The organism is Pseudomonas sp. Ag1, assembly GCF_000278565.1.
GTDB lineage: Bacteria > Pseudomonadota > Gammaproteobacteria > Pseudomonadales > Pseudomonadaceae > Aquipseudomonas.
Genome location: NZ_AKVH01000089.1, coordinates 76,305 through 94,530 on the forward strand (window position 1 = coordinate 76,305; position 18,226 = coordinate 94,530).

The following is an 18,226-nucleotide window of genomic DNA, read 5'->3' on the forward strand; positions in this document are numbered from 1 at the left end:
CTTGAAATGACGTTGGATTGTACGGGCGCTTGCTGCCGACGTACAGGCGTCTGGTTGCTGGAGCAGGGCTTCTGTGGGAGCTGGCATGCCTGCGATGCAGGCAACACGGTGTGTCAGTTACACCGCGGTGATGCAATCGCAGGCAAGCCAGCTCCTACAGTGATTCGTTTTCCTCGGGAGGATTCAAGCGAATCCGCCGGCTTTCCTGAAACCAGTGCAAGGCGATCAGGACCAGCGTCGGCACACCCAGCAGGCAGGTGATCATGAAGAAGTTGTGGTAACCGAACTTCTCGACCATCACCCCCGAATACCCGCCGATCAAGCGCGGCAGCAGCAGCATGATCGAGCTGAGCAGGGCGTATTGGGTGGCGGAGAACTTCAGGTTGGTCAGGCTCGACAGGTACGCGACAAACGCCGAGGTCGCCATGCCGGAACTGAAGTTGTCCAGGGAGATGGTGAAAATCAGCATCTGCAGGTCCGGGCCCATGTCGGCGAGCATCACGAACAGCAGGTTGGTGCCGGCCGATGCAATGCCGCCAATGAACAGGATCGGCAGAATCCCGAAGCGCACGATCAACAGGCCACCCATGCCGGCGCCCAGCAGGGTCATGATCAGGCCGAAGACTTTGCTGACACCGGCGATCTGGTCCTTGGTAAAGCCCTGGTCGATATAGAACACGTTGGCCATTACGCCCATTACCGTGTCCGACATGCGGTAGGTGGCAATCAGCCCCAACAGCAGGAAGGCCTGCCAGCGGTAGCGCAGGATAAAGTCGTTGACCGGCGTGAGCACCGGCGCCAGGCCCCGGCGGCCCATGGTCGACAGGCACAGCGTGGTCAGGATGATGTAGAGGATGGCCCGCAGGAACGCGCGATCTTCCAGCAGCAGGTCCAGCAGGCTGACCCCATGGAACAGCACGCTGGCGAAGTCAGTGTTGTACAGCTGGGTGAACATCGCCGGTACCGACACCAGCAGCACGATCAACACGAACACCGAGACCAGCTGGTGAGCAAAGCTGTAGCGCCCGGCCTGCAATTGGGTACGCAGCGGCACATTGGGTTCGCGCATGAACAGCGTGGTCAGCAGCGCAGGCACCATCAGTGCACCAAACAGCACGTACGTACCGGCCCATGCCGAATGCTTGTAGTTGAACCCGGTGGAACCGAAGCCTTCGGCAAAAAACAGCGCACCTGCGGTGGCAAGCAGCGCGGCCACGCGATAACCGGACATATAGCTGGCGGCAAGCGCGGCCTGCTGGCTGTCGCTGGCGATTTCCAGACGGTAGGCGTCTACGGCGATGTCTTGCGTGGCGGAAGCGAAGGCCACGATCACGGCAATGGCGATCAGCCAGGACAGATGCTTTTGCGGATCACAGAAACCCATGCCGATCAATCCGAGGATCACCAGCGTCTGGGACAGTACCAGCCAGGAGCGACGACGTCCGAGCTTGCCGAGCAGTGGCAGGCGCCATTGGTCGAGCAGGGGCGACCAGACCCACTTGAAGGCATAGGCCAGGCCGATCAGGCTCGCATAACCGATGGTTTCGCGGGCCACGCCGGCCTCGCGCAACCATACCGAGAGCGTCGAGAACACCAACATGTAAGGCAAGCCGGCAGCAAAGCCGAGCAGCAACAGCACTAACGTCGAGGGGCTGGCATAGGCGGCGAGCGCGGCGCGCCAGGTTTTACGGGGCATGGGCTGGAGTCTGCCTCAGAATTACGCAAATAAAGCGCGCACTCTAACCGCTGTGCTCTACCGGGCGCCAGCCATGACGCTGAATATCAACACGATTGTTCAGGATGCTGACGCCTTCGCCGCGCAAACGCGCACGTTGCTCGTCACCCGAGGCACTGCCCACCGGCAGACTTATCCGACCACCGGCACCCAGCACGCGATGCCAGGGCAGTTTGGTGTCCTCGGGCAGTTGGCTCAGGGTGCGACCCACCCAACGTGCGGCGCGACCCAAACCGGCGAGGTGTGCCAGCTCCCCGTAGCTGATCACGCGGCCTTCGGGCACTTGGGCGAGGGTCAGGTACAGCACGGTGCGGCGCATTTCAGCGGGGCTTTGCGGAGCGTCGGTCAGTTCGTTCACGGTGGCATATCCGATGAAAATATCCGTCTATTTGTAAGAAGTTTCTGCAAAATGGGGGGCTGAGAGCGGAACTCGATACGAATACCCGAGTCAGTCCTTGCTAAGAAGTTATCCACCCCGATAATGCCCGTTTTTTCGTCAAACTCGAGCCCCATATCCGCTTATGTTGTCCAGAACCCTGCTGTGCCTCGCTGTCTTCAGCGCCTCCACCCCGTTGCTCGCCGACACCGTCTGGTTGAAGAACGGTGACCGCCTGACCGGCAAGATCAAGGTTTTCGACGGCGGCAAGCTGCTGATCCAGACCGACTATGCCGGCGCGATCCCGGTGGACTGGAAGCAGGTCAAGACCCTGGAGAGCGATCAGGAATTGCTGGTCAAGCAGGATGCCTACAGCGGTGAGAAGGCCAAGTCCCTGCAGCCGGCCGACGATGGCAAGGTCATCCTGGCCAACGGCGAGGCGCCCAAGACTGTGGAGCTGGCGAGCATCCAGCAGATCATCAAGCCCAAGCCGGTGATCGAGGACCTGGTGTGGAAGGGCAATGTCGATATGGCGCTGGACTACAAGCGCGCGGAAAAAGACACCAACGACTACGACATCGACTTCAAGACCACTGCCCGCCATGGCCAGTGGCGCCATACCGCCCAGGGCGAGTACAACCGCGAATTCCAGGACGACGTGACCACCACCGACAACTGGGCGCTGGAGTACGACCTGGACCGGTTTATTACCGAACACTGGTTCTGGCAGGGCCGCTTGACCTACAAGCGCGACAAGGTCGAGGACCTGTCCCGCCAGCGCACCGTGGGTACCGGCCCGGGCTACCAATTCTGGGATGACGAACTGGGCGCGTTCTCCCTCGGTTCGCTGGTCAACCGCACCGACTATGAATACCAGGACGGCGGCAAGGACAACTTCTATTCGCTGGCCATGAAGTGGAACTACAACCGCTACCTGGTGGGCAAGACCGTTGAATTCTTCACCAATGGCGAAGTGGGCAAGCCGCTGGCCGGGCCGTCCGAGTACTCCCTGGATGCGGAAATGGGCTTGCGCTACAAAGTCACCGAGTGGGCCTCCCTCAACCTCAAGGCCGAGCGCGACATTATTAGTGGCGACTCGGAAAGTGCGTTGAGCAAGACCCGCTACACCGCAGGGTTCGGCGTCGCTTGGTAATTAAAGGCGTAACCCGCCGTCCATTTCCAGAATCCGCCCGGTGTAGTAGTCGTTCTCGAAGATATACGCCGCTGAATGGGCAATCTCCTCGGGCCGCCCCATGCGCTTGAGGGGAATGCCGGCGGTCATCTTCTCCAAGGCCTCGGGCTTCATGCCCAGGGTCATCTCGGTCTCGATAAACCCCGGTGCGATGCCCGCCACGCGGATGCCGTAGCGCGCCAGCTCCTTGGCCCAGGTCACAGTGGCGGCCGCTACACCGGCCTTGGCGGCGGAGTAGTTGGTCTGCCCGACATTGCCGGCCCGCGAGATCGACGAGATATTGATAATGGTGCCCTGGTTCTTCAGCTCCACCATTTTTGCCGCCACCTCACGGGTGCACAGGAACACCCCGGTAAGGTTGACATCGATCACCGCCTGCCACTGGGCCAGGCTCATCTTGGTCATCTCGCCGTCCTTGACCTTGAGCAGCAAGCCATCACGCAAGATCCCGGCGTTGTTGATCAAGCCGTTGATGGCACCGAAGTCTTCGGCGATCTGTGCCACGGTGTGGGTCACCTGCTCTTCATTCGCCACGTTGCACAGATAGGCGCGTGCCTTCACCCCATGGGCCTGGCAGGCGGCCACCGCCTGGTCGAGTTTTTCCTGATTGAGGTCCACCAGCGCCAGGTTGGCACCTTTGGCGGCAAAATACTCGGCCATGGAGCGGCCCAAACCCTGGCAACCGCCGGTGATAATGATTACTTTGTCGTTGAGATGCATTCGCAAGTCCTGTGGGCAGAATTAAGCGGCTATCCAGGTTTGTTTTTTGACGAAATTTATCGAAGGAGTCATAAGTTGAGCGCGCACGTTGCCAAGAATGCCCGAGAACTACTGCTCAAGGAATACCGTGGGGCACTCGCCACCTTGTCCAAGGCCATGCCCGGTTTCCCGTTTGGCTCGGTGGTGCCGTATTGCCTGGACGCCGAGGGTCGGCCGCTGATCCTGATCAGCCGTATCGCCCAGCACACCCACAACCTGCAGAAAGACCCCAAGTGCTCGTTGCTGGTCGGTGAGCGTGAGGCGGACGACGTGCAAGCGGTAGGGCGCCTGACCTACCTCGCCGAGGCCGAAAAGCTCGAAGACGGCGCTGCGATTGAAGCCGCCGCCGAGCGTTATTACCGCTATTTCCCGGACTCGGCGAACTACCACAAGGCCCATGATTTTGACTTCTGGGTGCTCAAGCCAGTGCGCCATCGTTATATCGGCGGGTTCGGCGCGATCCACTGGGTCGACCAACTGACCCTGGCCAATCCGTTTGCCGGCAAGGCCGAGCTGAGCATGGTCGAGCACATGAACAGCGACCACACCAAGGCGATTGCCCACTATGTCGAACTGGCCGGCCTGCCGACCTCCGAGCCTGCGCAACTGGCCGGTATCGACAGCGAAGGCATGCACTTGCGCATTGGCCAGGCCCTCTACTGGCTGCCCTTTGCCGAGCCTTGCAACACGCCGACACAAGTACGCGAAGCCTTGGTTTTCCTGGCTCACGCCGAGGTCTGGCCGAAAAAAGCAGCCGCTGAAGCTTGAATTCACGAAACGGCGACGTCATCTAAGGTGAAGTAGCAAGGCATTCTTGCGTTGAGGAACCATTTGATGCGCCCTTTTTTGTTGCTCTTTTTGTTGTTTCCGGTGCTTGAACTGTTCGTATTCGTACAAGTCAGCGGGGCAATCGGGTTTTTCCCGGCGCTGCTGCTGATCATTCTCGGCTCGATGCTCGGCGTACTGGTGCTGCGCGTCGCCGGCCTGGCCACGGCGCTGCGTGCCCGTGAAAGCCTGAATCGCGGCGAGCTGCCGGCCCAGACCATGCTCGAAGGCCTGATGATGGCATTGGCCGGTGGCCTGTTGATCCTGCCGGGCTTCATCAGCGATGTGGTTGGCCTTGTGATGTTGCTGCCATTCACTCGCAAGCTGCTGGCGGGCAAGATGCGCCAGCGTGCCGAAGAGGCTGCGATCCGCCAGCGCGCCTTCGCCGACGACCTGCAACCCCGTGGTGGCCCGGCCCCGCGCCAGCCACTGGGACGTGAAGGTGACGTGATCGAAGGCGAGTTCGAACACCGCGACCCCAAGTAATCCCCTCACTGGCACGGCACCCGCGGGTGCCGTGCGGCTTTTGAATACGTCCCCGACACAAAAATTTTCATCTCTGCACCCTTGAAATAAGCTTATGCGCCCTTATGTAACGGTCACCGCAAGGTTTCTGGTGGCGACACCAGACAGACTTCCGCGTTTCGCACCGCGAACCGCGACCGGCACCGCCGGAATTTAACTAGCCGGAATTGACACCGGCCGATGAAAAACACAATTAGGAGAGATCGACAATGAGCAAGCTTCGTCCTCTGCATGACCGCGTCGTCATCCGTCGCAGTGAAGAAGAAAAGAAAACCGCTGGCGGTATCGTGCTGCCAGGTTCGGCTGCTGAGAAAGCCAACCACGGTGTGATTCTCGCTGCTGGCCCAGGCAAGACCCTGGAAAACGGTGAAGTACGTGCGCTGGCTGTGAAAGTGGGTGACAAGGTTGTTTTCGGCCCTTACTCCGGCAGCAACACTGTGAAAATCGACGGCGAAGACCTGCTGGTAATGGCTGAGAACGAGATTCTCGCTGTTCTGGAAGGCTGATTTCCCCGCTCATCTTCCCGTTACTACAAAGTATTTAAGGAATATCGATCATGGCTGCTAAAGAAGTTAAATTCGGCGATTCCGCCCGTAAGAAAATGCTCGCCGGTGTGAACGTCCTGGCTGACGCAGTAAAAGCGACCCTGGGCCCTAAAGGCCGTAACGTGATCATCGAGAAGAGCTTCGGCGCTCCGACCATCACCAAGGACGGCGTTTCCGTCGCCAAAGAAATCGAGCTGAAAGATCGCTTCGAAAACATGGGCGCGCAGCTGGTCAAAGACGTTGCCTCCCGTGCCAACGATGACGCAGGCGACGGCACCACCACCGCTACCGTCCTGGCTCAGTCGATCGTCAACGAAGGCCTGAAAGCCGTCGCTGCCGGCATGAACCCGATGGACCTGAAACGTGGCATCGACAAGGCGACCATCGCCATTGTCAAAGAGCTGAAGTCCCTGTCCAAGCCATGCGCTGACACCAAGGCAATCGCTCAGGTCGGCACTATCTCGGCCAACTCCGACAGCTCCATCGGCGACATCATTGCCGAAGCCATGGAAAAAGTCGGTAAAGAAGGCGTGATCACCGTTGAAGAAGGCTCGGGCCTGGAAAACGAACTGTCGGTTGTTGAAGGCATGCAGTTCGACCGTGGCTACCTGTCCCCGTACTTCGTCAACAAGCCAGACACCATGACCGCCGAGCTCGACGGCCCGCTGATCCTGCTGGTTGACAAGAAGATCTCCAACATCCGTGAACTGCTGCCAGTTCTGGAAGCTGTTGCCAAGGCCGGCCGCCCACTGCTGATCGTTTCCGAAGACGTTGAAGGCGAAGCCCTGGCGACTCTGGTTGTGAACAACATGCGCGGTATCGTGAAAGTGGTTGCTGTCAAGGCACCTGGTTTCGGCGATCGTCGCAAGGCAATGCTGCAGGACATCGCTGTTTTGACTGGCGGTACCGTTATCTCCGAAGAGATCGGCCTGAGCCTGGAAAGCGCTACCCTGGAACACCTGGGTAATGCCAAGCGCGTCACCGTGACCAAGGAAAACACCACCGTGATCGACGGTGCTGGTGTTGAAGCTGACATCCAGGCACGTGTTACCCAGATCCGCGCTCAAGTGGCTGATACCACTTCCGATTACGACCGTGAAAAACTGCAAGAGCGTCTGGCCAAGCTGTCCGGCGGCGTTGCAGTGATCAAGGTTGGCGCGGGTTCCGAAGTTGAAATGAAAGAGAAGAAAGCCCGCGTTGAAGACGCCCTGCACGCTACCCGTGCAGCCGTTGAAGAAGGCGTGGTACCTGGCGGTGGCGTGGCGCTGGTTCGTGCCCTGCAGGCTATCTCCGAGCTGAAAGGCGACAACGCTGACCAAGACGTCGGTATCGCTCTGCTGCGTCGTGCTGTTGAAGCACCTCTGCGCCAGATCGTTGCCAACTCCGGCGACGAGCCAAGCGTAGTGGTCGACAAGGTCAAGCAGGGTTCGGGTAACTTCGGTTACAACGCTGCTACCGGCGAATACGGCGACATGATCGAAATGGGCATCCTGGACCCGGCTAAAGTGACTCGTTCGGCTCTGCAAGCGGCTTCGTCGATTGCCAGCCTGATGATCACCACTGAAGCAATGATCGCCGAGATCAAAGAAGATGCTCCAGCTGGCGGCGGTATGCCAGACATGGGCGGTATGGGCGGCATGGGCGGCATGATGTAAGCCAGCCTTACCCCGATACTGAAAAACCCCGCCTGCAGCGATGCAGGCGGGGTTTTTTTATGCTGATCGTTCCCACGCTCTGCGTGGGAACGCCGCCAGGGACGCTCCGCGTCTCTCTTTACGCGCACGCCTCAGCTGACGCCGCGACGCCCCAGCAGTTTCTTGAACATGAAGCCGCGAGCCAGCATCAGGTGCGAGGCGGGCGGCAAAGATGCCACGGGTCCCGGTGCCGCAGAGCCGGATGACGGATGGACAGGCACGTGTGCGGTTTTTTTGAGGGGCGCCGGTTGGGGCCGCTCCCAATGGCCGGACATGACCACCATGCCCAGCAGTTTGAGGGTGTTGCCGTAGTAGTCATGGTCACGGATGGACCGGCGTTGCAGGTTGTCCCAAAGGTTATTGAGCCACAGCTGATTGTCGGGGTTGATCATTGCGCTGACCCCGAGTGCCGCCACAAAGGCCGGCTCATTGTGCGCTTCCTCGATCGCACTGCCGTCGATTCGGTAGCCACTGTTGAAGTTGCCCGGCTCATCGTGGGTGGTGGCGCGTGCCCAGCGGTTGAAGGTGGTCAAGGTGTACAGCGCACGCGGGTCACCGTACATCAGGTAATCCAGGCCGATGCGCCACGGGTAGCGGGCCGCGTTCCACGAATAGCTGCCGTCGTATGGGCCTTCCACCAGATCGGGCCGCGCCGGGGTGATCGAGGTGTCCAGGTGGCTGATGAAGTCCGGCACCAGCCCGCTGTTGGCGCTGTACCGTTGGGTAAAGTCACTGATGATCGAATAGGTCTTGTCGCGCACTGCCTGCCAGCGCTTGTCCCCGGTCATGGTGAAAAAGCTGTAGAGGTGCGACTGCATGAAGTCCGAGCTGCGGGTGGTGTACTCAAGCTCTGCGTCACCGTCGGTACCGGCCCAGTCGCCGAGCATCAGGTGCTGAGTCCTGGGGTGCACCTCGTGTTTCATGATCGCCGCCATCACCGTGTTGGCCTCGCTGCGATAGTCAATGGAGCCCTCGCTGCCCCATTTCTGATCGGCCAGCAGCAGGGCGTAGGCGATGTCCAGGTCGCCATCGGTGGCACTGACGTCGCCACGGAAAGGGTCGGTGGAGTCGCCGCATCCCTCGGTCTGGTTCCAGGCCATCAGGCCGGGATCGGACGCTGCCGGGTGATCCTGGAAGTAGCGCACCATGCCGTCGAAAGTCCGTTGGGCCTCGTCATCGTAGTCGGCCATCATCACAGTGAGCAGCATGCCGTAGCCATGGGCCTCGGACACGGTGATGGTGTTGGGCGCGGCGCCACCACCCACGGGTTTGTGGTCGGCGTTGACCTTGATGAAATACCGGCCGCTGCCGCATTCCCCCGACAGGTAAACCGCCTTCCAGTCCTTGTAGAACGTGACCAGTTGTTGATCCATGGTCGCCTGGGGCTGGCGATTGGGCAGGATGGTGCCGGGGTAGTAGGGCGCGTGAACATTCTGGGCCGCAACGCCGCCTGACCATGAACCGGCGGCCATGCACAGTGATAACAGCAGCGTGGGCAGATGCCGTTTAGGGTGACGCATGAGCTGACTCTCCAACCTGATCCAAAGGGCAAGGTCGCGAGGTTAGCGGCAGCGTGGATGTTCCACTGTCACAGGCTGTAACAGCCTAGGCCGGGCGCAGTGCGAGGGTCAGGGTCAGGCGTGCGCCGCCCAACGGGCTGCGGGTGATCGACAGCTCACCCCCGTGCCAATGGGTGGCGCGCTTGGCCAGTGCCAGGCCGAGGCCAAATCCGCTGGGCTCGTCGCCGCCCATGGCCAGGCGCACGAAGGGTTCGAAGATCTTTTCGCGGTTTTCCGGCAGTACGCCCGGGCCGTCATCATCCACATGCAGCACCAGGTGCTGGCCCTGGCACGCAGCGCTGACGTTCACCCGTTCGCGGGCGTAGTTAATGGCGTTGCTTAACAGGTTGCGCACGATCAGATGCAGCAAGGCGCGGTCGCCGATCAGTTCCAGGTCGGCCGGGTCGGTGTCCAGGGTCAGCAAGCGATGGTGCCCGTCCAGCAGGGCAAACTCCTGCTGCAGCCAGGCATGGAGATTGATTGGCTCATGCTGCAGGTCGCTGGGTGCATCGGCCAGCCGGGCAAAGGCGAGGCTGGCGCGAACCAGCGACTCCAGCTCTTCGATATCGGTGTGCAGGCGCTCTTGCAGGCGGGTGCGGGTGTCGAGGTCGGCGCTTTTACTCAGCAGTGCCAGGGCAAAACGCATCCGCGCCAGGGGTGTGCGCAGTTCGTGGGACACCGCCTGGGAAACCTCCCGGTGGCGTTCGCCCATCGAGCTGATATCCAGCGCATGCCGTTGCAAGGTCAGCAGCAGCGGCGCCCACTCCTGGCTCATCGCGGGCAGCAGCGTGTTGGGCGAGCGGGCGAGGGTAGCAATGCAGGCATTAAGGGCATCGAGGTCATGGGTGTATTTGCGCCGGGCACGCAGGGCAATCCAGAGAAACAGCAGTACCGGCAGGCCGGCGACACAGGCGGTCACCCAGTACACCGGATATTGCAGCAGGTCCTTCACTTCGGCAGTTCCCCACAAGGGACCGAATTGAATCACCGTGTCATCGTCCAGCGGGAAGTAGGTGACGTCTTCATCACTGTTCTGCGCCGGCTGATGGTGGTCGAGCATCACAATAGCTTCAGGCGGCAGCTCGATATCATCCTTTTTCACCAGGCTCACCGGGTACTGAAAGCGTGCTTGCAGTGACTCGATGCGCGCCTCCCGTTGTTCGGCGGGCAAGGCCTTGAGTTGCTCGGCAACGAGATAACCCGGCCCGGCCATCAGGCGCAGGAAACTGTAGTCGCCGATAAACACCGCAGCGTTCGTGCACAACCACAACAGGTAAAAAGTGAGGGCGGCCCAGCTGGTGCCGGCCGCGATGGCCATCCACGGGCGAACTTTAGACAGCATGCTGGCTCCCCGTCGGGATTTCGACGAACAGGTATCCCTGCGCCGTGATGGTCTGGATGGTCACGGGGCACTCAAGGCTCATCAGTTTTTTGCGCAAGCGCGACACCCGCATATCAATCGACCGGTTCAGCCCGTCGTACTCCAGGCCGCGCAGGCGCTGGAGCAGTTTTTCGCGCGTGAGCAATACGCCGCAATGGCGGGCAAAGATGGCGAGTAACTCGAATTCGGCCACCGAAAACTGCAAGGGCGCCTCGCCAAGCCAGGCGAAGTGGTTGTTCAGGTCCAGCCGAAAAGCGCCCCACTGGTAGTAACTGCGGGGGGCCTGGGGATGGCGGCGCAGCAGCGAGCGGATCCTTGCCAGCAACAGTTGCGGGTCGATCGGCTTGACCACGTAGTCGTCGGCCCCGGCGGCAAACCCCACCAATTGTTCGGCGTTCTCGTCCAGGGCCGTCATCATCAGGATCAGCCCGGGGTAGTGGTCGCGAATCTGTCGGCACAGGGTAAAACCGTCGATGCCCGGCAGCATCACATCGAGGATCAACAGTGCCGGCTGTTCATCCTGGATACGCTGGGCGGCGCGGTCGCCACGGTGTTCCATTGCAACGCTAAAGCCTTCGGCGCGCAGGAACTCGGCCGTCAGTGCCGCCAGGGGCAGGTCGTCTTCGATCAGCAACAGGGTATCGGACATGGCTCAGCAGGATCGTTGCCAAAAAGTGCGCAGAGTGTTGCGCCCTTGCCCCCGGCTAGGCAAGGGCTGTTCATCACGGCGTCACGGGCTGCTTGCGGAAGGCGGGCTGCGGTGTTTTCACCGGCCGGTACAGCAGGAAGTAATAGGCGCCCAAACAAATCAGCCAGCTGAAAATTGCCGTCCACACGTTGTGGGAAAGAAAGTGCGCCCCTTGCATCGTGCGGCTCACCGAAAGCACCGTGCCCAGGCCCAGCGCAAACAGGAACGCCGAGCGCGCCATCCGCGGTCGGCGATCCCTCAGGGCAAAAAACAACGCAAACAGCGCAAACCCGGTCGCCGCATGTCCGCCCGGCCAGCAACGGCCAGGCTTGTCGGTCGGCGGCCTGGGGCTCAGCAGTTCGCTGTACGTCTCCTGGCCGCCAAACTCCTTGACGCTCCACGGGCATTGCACCCCGGTCACCGTCTTCAACGGTGAAACGAACGAGGTGGCCAGTGCCAGCGACAGCACCAGGCAGCCCAGTTCCCGGCGATAGGGTTTGAGTCGCTCAAAGACAAAGGCCCCGGCAAACCCGGCGATTGCCAGCACCGAAAACACGATCACCATCTGCTTGGCGCGATCGTGAAGAATGTCCTCCAGAAAAAAACTGTGCCGGCCCACGAAGCCGCCTTCGGACGCGTCGTAAAACAGCCTGGCGATGTCCATGTCCAGCGACGTCAGCTCCAGCAGCAACATGGCCACCGCCAGAACGGCAGGCACACCGAGGCACAGCCAGAAGTTGAGGGGTTGGGATAACGGACGAACAGCGATTGCGTGCATGGCGAACTCAGACTCTAAAAAAAGCCCCGGTCAGACCTGGCCGGGGCATTTTGGTTAGCGTGTACTCACTTGGGGAACCTCGTCCTTGGGCACCCTCCAGCTCAGCAACTGTTGCTTGTAGCCATAACTGGCGCCCTGGTAGTAGGTGATGGCCCGCTGGATCAACGGGTCATCGCTGCCAACGCGGATTTCGTGGCTGTCGCCCAGGGCCTGGTCATGCCGACGCAAGCCTTGGCGCGGGCTGAGAATCGCCAGGTCCTTGCCGTCGAACAACCCCAGGTACTGGTAATTGCCGACCACTACCCGTGGCGGCAGCGGGTTGTCTTGCAGCAGGTTGCGGCCAAAGAACGTCGACTCGTAGCTCAGGTTCAGCAAGCCCAGCAGGGTCGGGGCGAGGTCGATCTGGCTGGCCAGCTTCGCGTTCTCGCCGGCTTCTACCAGCTTGGGTGCGTAGATGAACAGCGGGATCTGGTAGTTGACCATCGGCAGGTCTTCCTTGCCGGCGCTGCCCGCCGTGTGGTCGGCGACGAAAATAAAGATCGTGTTGTCGAACCAGGGTTTCTGGCGCGCCGCCTCCAGGAACTGGCCGATGGCATGGTCGGTGTACTTCACCGCGCCGTCGCGACCGTCACCGGATTTGATATCAATGCGGCCAGCCGGGTAGGTATACGGACGGTGGTTGGAGGTGGTCATCAGTTGCAGCAGGAATGGTTGCTGCTTGGCGTAGTCGGCGTCCGCCAGTTTCAGCGTCTGTTTATAGAGGTCTTCGTCGGCCATGCCCCAGGCGTTTTTAAAGCTGATTTCGGATTCGGGCACGCTGCTCTGGTCGACCACGCGGTAACCGTTGCCGCTGAAAAACGCGTTCATGTTGTCGAAGTAGCCCCGGCCGCCGTAGACAAACACGCTGTCGTAGCCGATGGCGTTGAGCTGCTGGCCCAGGCTGCCGAAACCGCTTTCCCGGCCGATACGCTTGACGATGGAGCGCCCGGGCGTTGGCGGGATGGCCAGGGTGATAGCTTCCAGGCCGCGGTCGGTGCGGGTGCCGGTGGCGTAGAAGTTATTGAAGTACAGGCTCTGTTTGCGCAGCGCATCGAGGTTGGGCGTGAGGTTATTCGGGTCGCCGTTGCTGCCCATGTACTTGGCACTGAAGCTTTCGATGGTCACCAGCACGATGTTGGGTTTGCGCAGCGTGCCCGGGTTGGTAATGGCGCGACGGATATCCAGCGGATCCGTGCCGATAAACCGTGCGTTGGGCTCGCTGAGTTCGGCGCGCAACTGCTTGGCGACTACATCCGCCGGCAGGCTCTTGTAGAACTGGGTGTAGTCCAGTTCGTTGTTACGGAAGGCGGCGAAGAACTGATAGGGGCCGTTGCTGGCCAGTTCGTTGTTGTAGGCGTTGCCGCCCTGGCTGCGCGGGCTGTCCTGGTTGATCAGTTGCAGGCTCAGGCCGGCCACCAGCAACAGGCCAAGGGCACTGAGCAGACGCTTGCGCATCGCAGGCAACGGCGCGTCCATGGCCGCGTTGAACGGTTTACGCAAGACCACGCTCAAGACGATCGCCATCACGGCCAGCAGGCTCAGCAGCTTGCCGATCGGGTACGACTCCAGCAGGTTGTTCAGCACTTCCTTGGAGTAGACCAGGTAATCCACGGCAATGAAGTTGAAGCGCACGCCGAACTCGTCCCAGAACAGCCATTCGGCCACGCTGGTGAAGAGCATGGCGAACAGGCTGACGGTGAGTACCGCCTGCAGAAACCAGCGATGGCCGCGACGGCGCCACAAGGCCGGTGGGCACAGCAGCAAATACAGGCCCAGGGGCAGGGCGGCATAGGCGAGGAAGCCGAGGTCATAGAGCAGGCCCACGCCGAATACCGGCAGCAGGTTACCGCTCACTTCATCCAGATGGGTTACCAGCAGCACGCTGCGGGTCAGTAGAAAAACCACCAGCCAGGCACCGGTTACCAACAGCAAATAGCGCATTGGCGCTGTTTTGGGAAAACCCATGTCAATGTTCCTTATTTTCGATGGGCGCGATCTTCGCGCTGACACTGTAGTCAGGTTGTGAACCTATAGTGAAAAACTCGTTAAGTCTCGCAATCGGTTGAAAACAGTAATCGGCGCGGCCTTCAGGCCTAGCCGTGAGCCATACTTGGCCTTAAGCTGCGCGAGCCAACACGGCCGTTACCGCGTACGGAGACACTGCCCATGCGAATTTTATTGGTTGAAGACAACCGCGATATTCTGGCCAACCTGGCCGATTACCTGGGGCTGAAGGGCTACACCGTAGACTGTGCGCAGGACGGTTTGTCGGGCCTGCACCTGGCTGCCACCGAACATTACGACCTGATCGTGCTCGACATCATGCTGCCTGGCATTGATGGCTACACCCTGTGCAAACGCCTGCGTGAAGACGCGCGCCGCGACACGCCGGTGATCATGCTCACCGCCCGCGACCAGCTGGATGACCGGCTGCAGGGCTTCAAGTCCGGCGCCGATGACTACCTGCTCAAGCCGTTTGCGCTGTCGGAGCTGGCCGCACGTATCGAAGCAGTGCTGCGTCGTGCCCAGGGCGGCGGGCGCCGTGCCTTGCAGGTGGGTGACCTGAACTACGACCTCGACACCCTGGAAGTCACCCGCGAAGGGCGCCTGCTCAAGCTCAACCCGGTCGGCCTGAAGCTGCTGGCGGTGCTGATGCAGAAAAGCCCGCATGTATTGCGCCGTGAGATTCTCGAAGAAGCCCTGTGGGGTGATGACTGCCCGGACAGCGACAGCCTGCGCAGCCATGTCCATCAACTGCGTCAGGTGATTGATAAACCCTTCGCCAAGCCGTTGCTGCAAACGGTGCACGGTGTGGGTTATCGCCTGGCCGAGGGTCGTGATGGAGTTTAAGCAAAGCCTTGCCCAACGGATCATCATCGCCTTCGCCTTGATGAGCGCGTTGGTGGCGGGGGCCTTCGCCATGGGTATCGTCGCTACGGTGCACCTGGTGGAAGAAAAACTCATATCGGCAGGCCTGGGCGGTGACTTGCAACGGCTGCTGCTGATGGACAGCGTCGAGGACTGGAGTCATCGCCCCGAGCCCGACCAGTTGTTCTACTTCAGCGGCGGCCCCGGCGATTTTGAACTGCCCAAGGACTTGCGCCACCTCGACGCCGGTTTTCACGAGGTGTTCCGCGAACAGCTTTCCTACCACGCGATGGTCGAAATCGTTGACGGTCGCCGTTATGTCCTGCTGCAAGACCAGAGCGATTTTGAAGAACGCGAGCGCGTGCTGTTTGCTGTCGTGCTGGTGGGGTTTGTACTCAGCCTGGCGCTGGCGGTATTTCTCGGTTGGGTACTGGCGCGCAAGGTAATGGCGCCGGTCGTACGCCTGGCCCGCCAGGTGCGGCATCGCGACCAGTTACTTGGCCTGGCACCACCGCTGGCGCCGGATTACGCCGCGGATGAAGTCGGCGAATTGGCCGTGGCGTTCGACGCCACCCTGGGCCGCTTGCGCCAGGCGTTGTCCCGGGAGCAGTTGTTTACCAGTGACGTGAGCCACGAATTGCGCACCCCGCTGATGGTGCTCGCCAGTTCCTGCGAACTGTTGCTGGAGAACCCCGCGATTGACCAGCGCGGCCGCAAGCAGGTCGAGCGCATTGCGCGGGCCTGTGAAGAAATGCGCGAACTGGTGCAGACCTTCCTGATGCTGGCCCGTGCCCAGCGCGAGGAGGCCGGCATGTCGCCCCAGGCCAACCTGGCCCAGGTGGCCGAGGACTTGCTGGGGATCTGGCGTGAGCCGATCGAGCGCAAAGGCCTGGAGCTGATCTATCAACCGGGCAATCCACTGGATACCCGCTACAACGCGACCTTCCTGCACGCGGTCATGGGCAACCTGTTGCGTAATGCCCTGCACTACACCGAGCATGGCTTGATCCGCCTTACCCTGGAACCGAGCGGTTTTGTGGTGGAAGACACTGGCGTGGGCATTCCCGAGGACAAGCGCGAAGCGATGTTCGAACCGTTTGTGCGTGGCAGTGAAAAGCGCGGTGAAGGCCTTGGCCTGGGTTTGTCCTTGGTTCAGCGCATCTGCGAGAACCAGGGTTGGAGCGTCAGCCTCAGCACCATGGAGCCCAACGGCTGCCGCTTTCACGTCGAATTGAGTCAGGTCAAAGCCTGATGCCTGCCCTGCCGCTAAGCTGCGGCAGACTTCTTGATTTTCGCCGAAGATGGCACCATGCCACGACTTGTGTCTGCAAAGTTTTGTAATGTATACGATTCGACAGGACAAGTTTTTCACAACGTGTTGACCTGTTGATCACAGGATTCTTTTTAAGGTTGTAGGCATCAGTAACTGGAGACCCGGTGATGCCTACCCCGATCAAGCTCGAATTTTCCGAAAAGTACGACGATCAGCACGCGCAGAATTATTTACTCAAACATCAGGACAATCTGGCTCGCCGGTTGTCCCACAAACGCGACGAGCAATTGGCCCGTGGTGCGCTGGCCATGGCCGGTGAGCCTGGCCTGGTGCTGGACCTGCCATGTGGTGCCGGGCGTTTCTGGCCGTTGCTGGCCGAAAAGCCCAACCGCGTGATCATCGGTGCCGACAACTCCGCGTCGATGTTGAAGATTGCCACCGTCGCCCAACCGGCGGATGTGGTGAAACGGGTACGCCCCTTGCAAACGTCTGCCTTTGATATCGATTTGCCAGATAACGCGGTCGACAGTATTTTCTGCATGCGCTTGATGCACCACATTGGTGACCCCGAGCACAGGCTGGCAATACTGCGCGAATTTCAGCGTGTTACCCGAGACAGCGTGATTATCTCGCTGTGGGTGGACGGCAACTTCAAGGCGTGGAAACGCAAGCGTGCCGAAGTGCGGCGTCGCAACAAGGGTGAGCAGGAAGGTTACCAAAATCGGTTCGTGTTACCGGCTGCTACTGTTGAGGCAGAGTTTGAGCAAGCCGGTTTCCGTGTTCAGGAATCCCTGGACTTCATACCGCTCTACGCCATGTGGCGAGTGTATGTATTGCGCAAGAGGTAACAGGATGGCTGTCGAGTGTTTACCAGGTAGTGAAGTAGCTCCCGAGGAGCGATTTGATTATTTCTGGCGCCAGCAGGGCGAGTGGGTCGAAGAGCCCAATCGTCGTCGCGGCGGTGAAAGTGGTGTGCAACGGGTGACGGGCACCCATGGGCGTTTGCTCTATAGCAAGCGCCAGACGGGCCATATCTACCGCAGTTGGCTCCATCCGTTTGGGCGCCCCACTGTGTTGCGTGAGCGTGATGCCCTGAAGGGCCTGCGTTTACTGGATGTACGCGTGCCGGAGTTGGTGTTCTGCGAGGCCCGTCGCGATCCTGAGCACCAATGGAAGGCGTTGTTGGTCACGGCGTCGCTGGACGGTTTCGACGAGATCGAAAACTGGTACGCCGCCGGTGGTCGTGAGCAGTATGGCGAGTTGGTGCATGAGCGTTTGCTCAAGGAACTGGCTGGTACGTTGGCGCGGATGCACAAGGGGCGTTGGCAGCATGGTTGCCTGTATATCAAGCATATCTTTGTGCGGGTGACGGGTGAGGGTGACGCGGCGAAGGTTGAGGTGGCGTTGCTGGATTTCGAGAAGTGCCGGCAGCGCTTGACCGCTTTGCGGGCGGCCCGGCATGACATGTTGCAGTTGCGCCGCCATTCGTCGTGGAATGCTACGGACTGGCAAAAACTGAGCTACTTTTACGAGACGGCGTTTGGCAGCGCTATCAAGGGTTTAACGTAATGAAGCTAGAAATTGCACGAGGTTTGTTTCTGTTGGGGGCTTTGGGCATAGCTGCCCTGGCCCTGGCTGCCTGGGAGCAGCCCCGGACACAAGTTCTCAGTGCGGTGCAGGGTGTCGGGCAGCAATGCCCGATGCCGCGGATCGCCAAGGTCGGTGTCGCGGCCAAGCCTGATCATGAGTTGTTGTTGTTCATGTTTGGGATGTCCCAAGGGATGAGGCCACAGAGTTGAAGAGATTGAAGCCCAAATAAAAGGCCTCGCTAGTTCGAGGCCTTTTATTTGGGCTTGGGTTTTGGGTTGGTTGGTTGGTTGATCGAGTACATATCCGTTGCTGCGGTAACGGCGGCTTATGGTTCCGCTCTTACAGCGGGTCACTTTTGGCAAACGCCCCAAAAGTAACCAAAAGGTCTTTGCCCCACCA

At 60.3% G+C, this 18,226-nt stretch carries 18 protein-coding genes; 10 read left to right on the top strand and 8 right to left on the bottom strand.

Annotated features, from left to right (window positions below; genetic code table 11):
* Window positions 1-154: 154 nt before the first annotated feature.
* Window positions 155-1,696, bottom strand: a complete 1,542-nt coding sequence (locus tag A462_RS21770; RefSeq protein WP_008433581.1) for an AmpG family muropeptide MFS transporter — start codon at window positions 1,694-1,696, stop codon at window positions 155-157.
* A 43-nt stretch (window positions 1,697-1,739) separates the two neighbouring features.
* Complete coding sequence (locus A462_RS21765; protein ID WP_238544225.1) at window positions 1,740-2,054, bottom strand: MGMT family protein; 315 nt, start codon at window positions 2,052-2,054, stop codon at window positions 1,740-1,742.
* Between the two features lie 202 nt (window positions 2,055-2,256).
* Between A462_RS21765 and A462_RS21760 the strand changes: the two genes are divergently transcribed.
* Window positions 2,257-3,264 (top strand): DUF481 domain-containing protein, encoded by a 1,008-nt coding sequence (locus tag A462_RS21760; protein WP_008433585.1) that lies wholly within the window; start codon window positions 2,257-2,259, stop codon window positions 3,262-3,264.
* Here the strand turns inward: A462_RS21760 and A462_RS21755 are convergent, their stop codons facing one another.
* The gene (locus A462_RS21755) at window positions 3,265-4,023 is read right to left on the bottom strand and encodes an SDR family oxidoreductase (RefSeq protein ID WP_003208604.1); all 759 of its coding nucleotides are present in this window, start codon (window positions 4,021-4,023) and stop codon (window positions 3,265-3,267) included.
* A gap of 75 nt (window positions 4,024-4,098) precedes the next feature.
* Between A462_RS21755 and A462_RS21750 the strand changes: the two genes are divergently transcribed.
* The 4 genes from A462_RS21750 (at window position 4,099) to groL (ending at window position 7,612) form a co-directional block, all read left to right on the top strand.
* Window positions 4,099-4,830, top strand: a complete 732-nt coding sequence (locus A462_RS21750; protein ID WP_003208603.1) for a HugZ family pyridoxamine 5'-phosphate oxidase — start codon at window positions 4,099-4,101, stop codon at window positions 4,828-4,830.
* Window positions 4,831-4,896: 66 nt separating this feature from the next.
* The gene (locus A462_RS21745) at window positions 4,897-5,373 is read left to right on the top strand and encodes an FxsA family protein (protein WP_008433587.1); all 477 of its coding nucleotides are present in this window, start codon (window positions 4,897-4,899) and stop codon (window positions 5,371-5,373) included.
* 248 nt (window positions 5,374-5,621) lie between these two features.
* The gene (locus A462_RS21740) at window positions 5,622-5,918 is read left to right on the top strand and encodes a co-chaperone GroES (RefSeq protein ID WP_003208599.1); all 297 of its coding nucleotides are present in this window, start codon (window positions 5,622-5,624) and stop codon (window positions 5,916-5,918) included.
* A gap of 50 nt (window positions 5,919-5,968) precedes the next feature.
* A complete protein-coding gene (gene groL, locus A462_RS21735) occupies window positions 5,969-7,612 on the top strand; it encodes a chaperonin GroEL (RefSeq protein WP_003208597.1) in 1,644 nt (547 codons plus the stop codon).
* A 131-nt stretch (window positions 7,613-7,743) separates the two neighbouring features.
* Here the strand turns inward: groL and A462_RS21730 are convergent, their stop codons facing one another.
* From A462_RS21730 to A462_RS21710, 5 genes are all read right to left on the bottom strand, one after another.
* A complete protein-coding gene (locus tag A462_RS21730) occupies window positions 7,744-9,171 on the bottom strand; it encodes a glycosyl hydrolase family 8 (protein ID WP_008433592.1) in 1,428 nt (475 codons plus the stop codon).
* A gap of 85 nt (window positions 9,172-9,256) precedes the next feature.
* Entirely contained in the window at window positions 9,257-10,552 is a 1,296-nt protein-coding gene (locus tag A462_RS21725; RefSeq protein ID WP_032899165.1) for a sensor histidine kinase, read from the bottom strand.
* Window positions 10,542-11,240: a response regulator transcription factor gene (locus A462_RS21720; RefSeq protein ID WP_008433597.1), complete on the bottom strand. Its 699-nt coding sequence runs from the start codon at window positions 11,238-11,240 to the stop codon at window positions 10,542-10,544. Before A462_RS21720 ends, A462_RS21725 begins: the two co-directional genes overlap by 11 nt.
* Window positions 11,241-11,313: 73 nt before the next feature.
* Window positions 11,314-12,057 (bottom strand): phosphatase PAP2 family protein, encoded by a 744-nt coding sequence (locus A462_RS21715; protein ID WP_003208590.1) that lies wholly within the window; start codon window positions 12,055-12,057, stop codon window positions 11,314-11,316.
* Between the two features lie 54 nt (window positions 12,058-12,111).
* On the bottom strand, window positions 12,112-14,061 hold the full coding sequence (locus A462_RS21710) for an LTA synthase family protein (protein WP_008433599.1): 1,950 nt from the start codon (window positions 14,059-14,061) through the stop codon (window positions 12,112-12,114).
* 201 nt (window positions 14,062-14,262) lie between these two features.
* Between A462_RS21710 and colR the strand changes: the two genes are divergently transcribed.
* From colR to A462_RS21685, 5 genes are all read left to right on the top strand, one after another.
* Window positions 14,263-14,946 (top strand): two-component system response regulator ColR, encoded by a 684-nt coding sequence (gene colR, locus A462_RS21705; protein ID WP_003208587.1) that lies wholly within the window; start codon window positions 14,263-14,265, stop codon window positions 14,944-14,946.
* Complete coding sequence (locus A462_RS21700) at window positions 14,936-16,216, top strand: sensor histidine kinase (RefSeq protein ID WP_008433601.1); 1,281 nt, start codon at window positions 14,936-14,938, stop codon at window positions 16,214-16,216. Before colR ends, A462_RS21700 begins: the two co-directional genes overlap by 11 nt.
* A gap of 188 nt (window positions 16,217-16,404) precedes the next feature.
* Window positions 16,405-17,085 (top strand): class I SAM-dependent methyltransferase, encoded by a 681-nt coding sequence (locus tag A462_RS21695; protein WP_008433602.1) that lies wholly within the window; start codon window positions 16,405-16,407, stop codon window positions 17,083-17,085.
* 4 nt (window positions 17,086-17,089) lie between these two features.
* Complete coding sequence (locus tag A462_RS21690; RefSeq protein WP_008433603.1) at window positions 17,090-17,806, top strand: lipopolysaccharide kinase InaA family protein; 717 nt, start codon at window positions 17,090-17,092, stop codon at window positions 17,804-17,806.
* Window positions 17,806-18,036, top strand: coding sequence for a hypothetical protein (locus tag A462_RS21685; RefSeq protein ID WP_008433604.1), 231 nt, complete (start codon window positions 17,806-17,808; stop codon window positions 18,034-18,036). Before A462_RS21690 ends, A462_RS21685 begins: the two co-directional genes overlap by 1 nt.
* Window positions 18,037-18,226: the final 190 nt, after the last annotated feature.

What these genes read in the sequence shown, in the direction of transcription:
- A462_RS21770 (WP_008433581.1), bottom strand. Translation starts at nt 1,696, where the DNA reads ATGCCCCGTAAAACCTGGCGCGCCGCGCTCGCCGCCTATGCCAGCCCC.
- A462_RS21765 (WP_238544225.1), bottom strand. Translation starts at nt 2,054, where the DNA reads ATGCGCCGCACCGTGCTGTACCTGACCCTCGCCCAAGTGCCCGAAGGC.
- A462_RS21760 (WP_008433585.1), top strand. Translation starts at nt 2,257, where the DNA reads ATGTTGTCCAGAACCCTGCTGTGCCTCGCTGTCTTCAGCGCCTCCACC.
- A462_RS21755 (WP_003208604.1), bottom strand. Translation starts at nt 4,023, where the DNA reads ATGCATCTCAACGACAAAGTAATCATTATCACCGGCGGTTGCCAGGGT.
- A462_RS21745 (WP_008433587.1), top strand. Translation starts at nt 4,897, where the DNA reads ATGCGCCCTTTTTTGTTGCTCTTTTTGTTGTTTCCGGTGCTTGAACTG.
- A462_RS21740 (WP_003208599.1), top strand. Translation starts at nt 5,622, where the DNA reads ATGAGCAAGCTTCGTCCTCTGCATGACCGCGTCGTCATCCGTCGCAGT.
- groL (WP_003208597.1), top strand. Translation starts at nt 5,969, where the DNA reads ATGGCTGCTAAAGAAGTTAAATTCGGCGATTCCGCCCGTAAGAAAATG.
- A462_RS21730 (WP_008433592.1), bottom strand. Translation starts at nt 9,171, where the DNA reads ATGCGTCACCCTAAACGGCATCTGCCCACGCTGCTGTTATCACTGTGC.
- A462_RS21725 (WP_032899165.1), bottom strand. Translation starts at nt 10,552, where the DNA reads ATGCTGTCTAAAGTTCGCCCGTGGATGGCCATCGCGGCCGGCACCAGC.
- A462_RS21720 (WP_008433597.1), bottom strand. Translation starts at nt 11,240, where the DNA reads ATGTCCGATACCCTGTTGCTGATCGAAGACGACCTGCCCCTGGCGGCA.
- A462_RS21715 (WP_003208590.1), bottom strand. Translation starts at nt 12,057, where the DNA reads ATGCACGCAATCGCTGTTCGTCCGTTATCCCAACCCCTCAACTTCTGG.
- A462_RS21710 (WP_008433599.1), bottom strand. Translation starts at nt 14,061, where the DNA reads ATGGGTTTTCCCAAAACAGCGCCAATGCGCTATTTGCTGTTGGTAACC.
- colR (WP_003208587.1), top strand. Translation starts at nt 14,263, where the DNA reads ATGCGAATTTTATTGGTTGAAGACAACCGCGATATTCTGGCCAACCTG.
- A462_RS21700 (WP_008433601.1), top strand. Translation starts at nt 14,936, where the DNA reads ATGGAGTTTAAGCAAAGCCTTGCCCAACGGATCATCATCGCCTTCGCC.
- A462_RS21695 (WP_008433602.1), top strand. Translation starts at nt 16,405, where the DNA reads ATGCCTACCCCGATCAAGCTCGAATTTTCCGAAAAGTACGACGATCAG.
- A462_RS21690 (WP_008433603.1), top strand. Translation starts at nt 17,090, where the DNA reads ATGGCTGTCGAGTGTTTACCAGGTAGTGAAGTAGCTCCCGAGGAGCGA.
- A462_RS21685 (WP_008433604.1), top strand. Translation starts at nt 17,806, where the DNA reads ATGAAGCTAGAAATTGCACGAGGTTTGTTTCTGTTGGGGGCTTTGGGC.